Raw genomic sequence first — 4,317 nt, forward strand, 5'->3', positions numbered from 1 at the left:
ACTCGGTCACTGCTTTTGCTCTGTTGTTGGAAAGAATAATGTTGTACTCGTCACTTGCTCTTGAGTCTGTGTGCGATGCGACAAGTAGATCCAGGAATGGATATTTGTTCATCATTTCCCCAAGCTTATCCAAGGCCGGTTTTGCATCATCCCTGATCTTGAACTTATCCAGGTCATAATACACGATATCAACATAAACCGGCAACTGGTAAGGAATAGCGATCAATGTATACTCTCTTTTTACCGTGTCGCCTTCAAAACCCTTCGTAGTAATACTCTCGTCAGTCACACTGAAGTATCCAGGTTTCGAAATCACGATACCAAAGTCACTGTCCGGTTCAAGTTCCGCAAGAAGCTCACCTGTATCACCACGAGTAGTCTGTACGTTTCCATTTTGGGTTTTATCCCTTAAAGTAGCCATGTAACTGGAACTGATTACCAGTCCCTCACAATCAATCACTCTGGCCAAGAATTGCTTATATACATCCTGAACTGTGTAAATATCATCCAGTCCCTGGCCTCCCTTTCTATTGGAAGATAGGTATACTTCTTCTTTGCCATCTTCATCTAAAACTACACGATAGGCAAAGTCATCCGCCAAGGAGTTAATAGGCATACCCATATTCTGTACATTGCTAAATTGGGTAGCTGTATAATCAGACTGGAATACATCCATACCTCCCACCCCAGGATGTCCCGTGGAGCTAAAGTAGAATTTATCACCCTTCCTGAAGGCGTGTGATTCATTGCCGGAAGTATTGATGGTAGCGCCCAGGTTGACCGGGGATCCAAAAGTCATGTCCGCATCATACGTGGCATAATACAGGTCTGTTCCACCCATTCCACCCGGCATATCCGAAGTGAAATACAAGCGCTTGGCTTCCTCATCCACATAGGGGTTCATTACTGCATAGCGTAAGGAGTCATTGAACGGTACCGCGGAGAATCCTTCCATTGTACCGTCTTCGTTTAACTTGCTGTAGTAAATCTCCGGCTGAACAACGATGTCATCACGCTTGCGTACTTTCTTGATGTCTCTGGTTACCGAATAGAACAGCATCCCCTGCCCTTTGTCGTAACTTGGATCTGAAAAGTTGTATGTACCTGGCACATTTGAAACTAACTCAGTTACATTGCCTTCCGAATCTTGCTTATAGACTGAAAAATATTCCCGGTCCGTAAAATCACTTTTCTCATCACTGAAATATTTATTCTTGGCGTCAAACCTCAAACTTGGCATCTCACTGGGATAGCTCCCTCCCCGGTCTGACACAAAATATTTGTTTCCATTGGTGTCTACCGCCAAATCAAAATCTGAACCGGCGGAGTTCAGCCCTTCAGCTGGCTCCAGCTTAACTTTTCGCTTACTCTTCAAAGTCAACAATTTAGCTACATCCAAACTGTCAGCTGATACTCCTTTTGCTTCAATGATACTTACTGCCTCATCAAAATTATCTGTCAGCTGAGCCGCTCTAAGAAACTGGGTATAATCCGAATTAGTCGCTTCCTCATAGCCAACCGTGGTTTTCCACCACTCGTACGACTTATCATAATCGCGAATCACATCTTCTGCCCCGGCTACTTTTTTGGCCGTAGCATACGTTGGCTTATTCGCATAAGCCTGCTCATACACTTCCAAAGCATGCGTATAGTTCATCAGCTCCATCTGCTTGTCTGCATAACGGATCTTGCTCTTCTGCGCCTCTGTAACTCCTACTGATCCAAAGATCATGGCTGCGGTAATACTGAGTATTGTAACTGTCTTTTTCATAATCAGAACCATCTTTGGTTTTTCATTACTGCGGTTTTTGGAGTGATGTAGTAACCTACAGATAGCTCATGGGAGTTGTTTCTGTAGTTGCTCAGCACATTCAGGTTGTGGTCATAGGCGTAGCCTAATCTTAAACGCTTGGTCGCGTAGATCTCAACAATCGCCGCAACTGCATTTCGATTATTCAGATTCTCCTGCAAATTGTCATTCCAGATCTTCATGTTACTCCGGTAGGATCCTCCCACCCAAATCCGCTCTGCAAATAAAAACATCGCGTTCAGATCGTAGTTGGTAGGGGCTCCCTTCACTTCCTTGATCAGGAAGCTCGGCTTGAATTTTACCGTCTCCCCAAAATCAAAGATGGCTCCGGCGGTAAGGTAAAAATGAAAGTCATGGTAGGCCAGAGCCACATCCTCATTTTCCAGTGCTTTCCTCCCTACCATGTTGTACACACTAAATCCGGCATAGAAGTTATTCGTGTTGAAAAACAAACCTGTATTCAGATTCGGGGTGGTCAGGTTGATCCTCCCGTCCGGAATTTCACTATCAGGCCAGTCATTCGGATCCAGCTCGCTGCCGTCTATCGAATACTGCGAAAAGCCTGCACTCACTCCCAGTCCCAGGTAACTGTTCGTCCCGGTCTGTATTCTGTAGGCATACGTCAACAAGCCCCCGGTGGTCCTGGTAGGACCCACCTTGTCGTTCAGAAACGATACCCCGAATCCCATCGTCCCTTCGTTGGCGGATAAATCCGCTGTCACGGTGAAGGTCTCAGGGGCTCCCGGAAAATTAACCCACTGGCTGCGGTAGGTAGACTGTATATAGCCCTCCTGCTTGTAGCCTGCATACCCCGGATTAATGTGCAACCCGTTAAAGATATACTGGCTGAACTGCGGAAGCTGCTGCCCAAAAGTCCCTCCGGTGGCCAGTATGGCCACCAGAAAGGTCATTCCAATGATTTTAAAAGTAGTTTTCATATGCTGTCTATTTTCTTCCTGTCCGTAGACCAATGATTAGTCTTTAATTACCTGTATCCAACCTTTGAACTCATGCCTCTGCCCCGATGAATCAACTCCTGTCAATACATAGAAGTAAGTACCTGCTGTCTGACCCGGAGCATTCCAGTCATTTCTGTAATTCTCCTGCTCCAGAACATGGTCACCGTATCTGTTAAAGATTGTGATCTCAGTGCTTACAAATATATTAATCCCTTCGATTTCAAACGTATCGTTGTCGCCGTCTCCATTTGGAGTGATCACATTCGGTATATGGAATGGCTTGATCACATTCACATCGTCATCCTGGTTGTTGGTTTCATCCGTGTCATCTTCATCAGATCCGACTATTACTGTATTGGTGATGGTACCCGGAGTTACTGCTTTCACCCTCACTCGTATAGTGATCGTAGCCCCGGCTTCCATTGCCGGAATTGTCCATGTGATGGCGCTTCCCGATACGTTACCGTTTACTGTGGCATTTGTAGTATTACTTGTAACAGTATTGCTGATGTAGCTCACCCCATTAGGCAGGTTATCAGTCACCACCACATTCGTCGCAGGAGTATCCCCGTTACTGATGACGATCTCATACTCAAACTCATCCCCTTCAAAGATCTCTGCCTCAAAGGACGTCTTGGTTACGCTGAGGTCCACCTCATCGTTTTGCAGTCTGAACACCACTAAAGCATCATCGCTGTTAGATGGGTTGGCAACCTCACGAAGCGTATACTTCAAGGTGTATTCTCTAGCCTCATTCACCCCTGGGATCAAACTCAATTCACCGTTATCATCAATCAGTAAACCTATCACTCCGTCCAGCTCCGTGAATTCGAAGTCAACATCCGCATCATCTGGCCTTACTCCATTCAATAAATCATTATCTAGGATGTTACCCAGTCTACCGCCATAACTCAGGAAGTACGTTCCGAAGTCATCGTCGTTGGCTATGATTGGTCTGATATCCGCTCCAACAGTTACAGAATCTTCTTCCTCTAGCTCATCTCCAGTTGGTGTCTGAGCTTTAACTGTCGCCACGTTCAATACTGATCCATTATCCAGGTCTTCCTGGGTCACAGTGTAGGTCGTCTCAAAGCTAACCGATTCTCCGGCCTCAAGAACTTCAACTGTTTCTTCCAATCCGGTAAGTGGATCATTTACTGTTATGGATGTCAAGGTTGCATCTCCGGTATTAGTCACCATAATCGTATAGGTGACAACTTCTCCCAACGAACTGATCGTCGATTTATCTGCCGTCTTCTCAATTGCTATCGTACAGCTGTTGATTGTCAAGGTCACCGGAGTTCTGCTTGAGCTTTCACAACCCGCAACAGGGTTCAGCGAAGCTGCATAGTACGTGATACTTCCTTCTTCAGCTAAGATTGGATTCTCTACCCTTTCTCCTCCAGTTGGTGCATTGTACCACACCACTTCAAATCCTTCGTCCGCTGTCGCTGTAGCAGTAAGTACTACCTCTTCCAATGAACATACTGACTGGTCTCCTCCGCTTTGCGGTGCCAAAGGTGTTACCGGTTGTGGATCTACAGTTAC

3 protein-coding genes are annotated in these 4,317 nt (G+C 45.8%); all 3 read right to left on the minus strand.

Annotated features, from left to right (window positions below):
• A partial coding sequence (locus LV83_RS21200; protein WP_245947124.1) for an OmpA family protein occupies positions 1-1,771 on the minus strand: 1,771 nt, incomplete at its 3' end.
• 2 nt (positions 1,772-1,773) lie between these two features.
• The gene (locus tag LV83_RS21205; RefSeq protein WP_111613570.1) at positions 1,774-2,748 is read right to left on the minus strand and encodes a PorP/SprF family type IX secretion system membrane protein; all 975 of its coding nucleotides are present in this window, start codon (positions 2,746-2,748) and stop codon (positions 1,774-1,776) included.
• 36 nt (positions 2,749-2,784) lie between these two features.
• A partial coding sequence (locus LV83_RS21210) for a DUF7507 domain-containing protein (protein WP_245947125.1) occupies positions 2,785-4,317 on the minus strand: 1,533 nt, incomplete at its 5' end.

The sequence above is a fragment of the Algoriphagus yeomjeoni genome (assembly GCF_003259505.1).
GTDB classification, from domain to species: Bacteria; Bacteroidota; Bacteroidia; order Cytophagales; family Cyclobacteriaceae; genus Algoriphagus; species Algoriphagus yeomjeoni.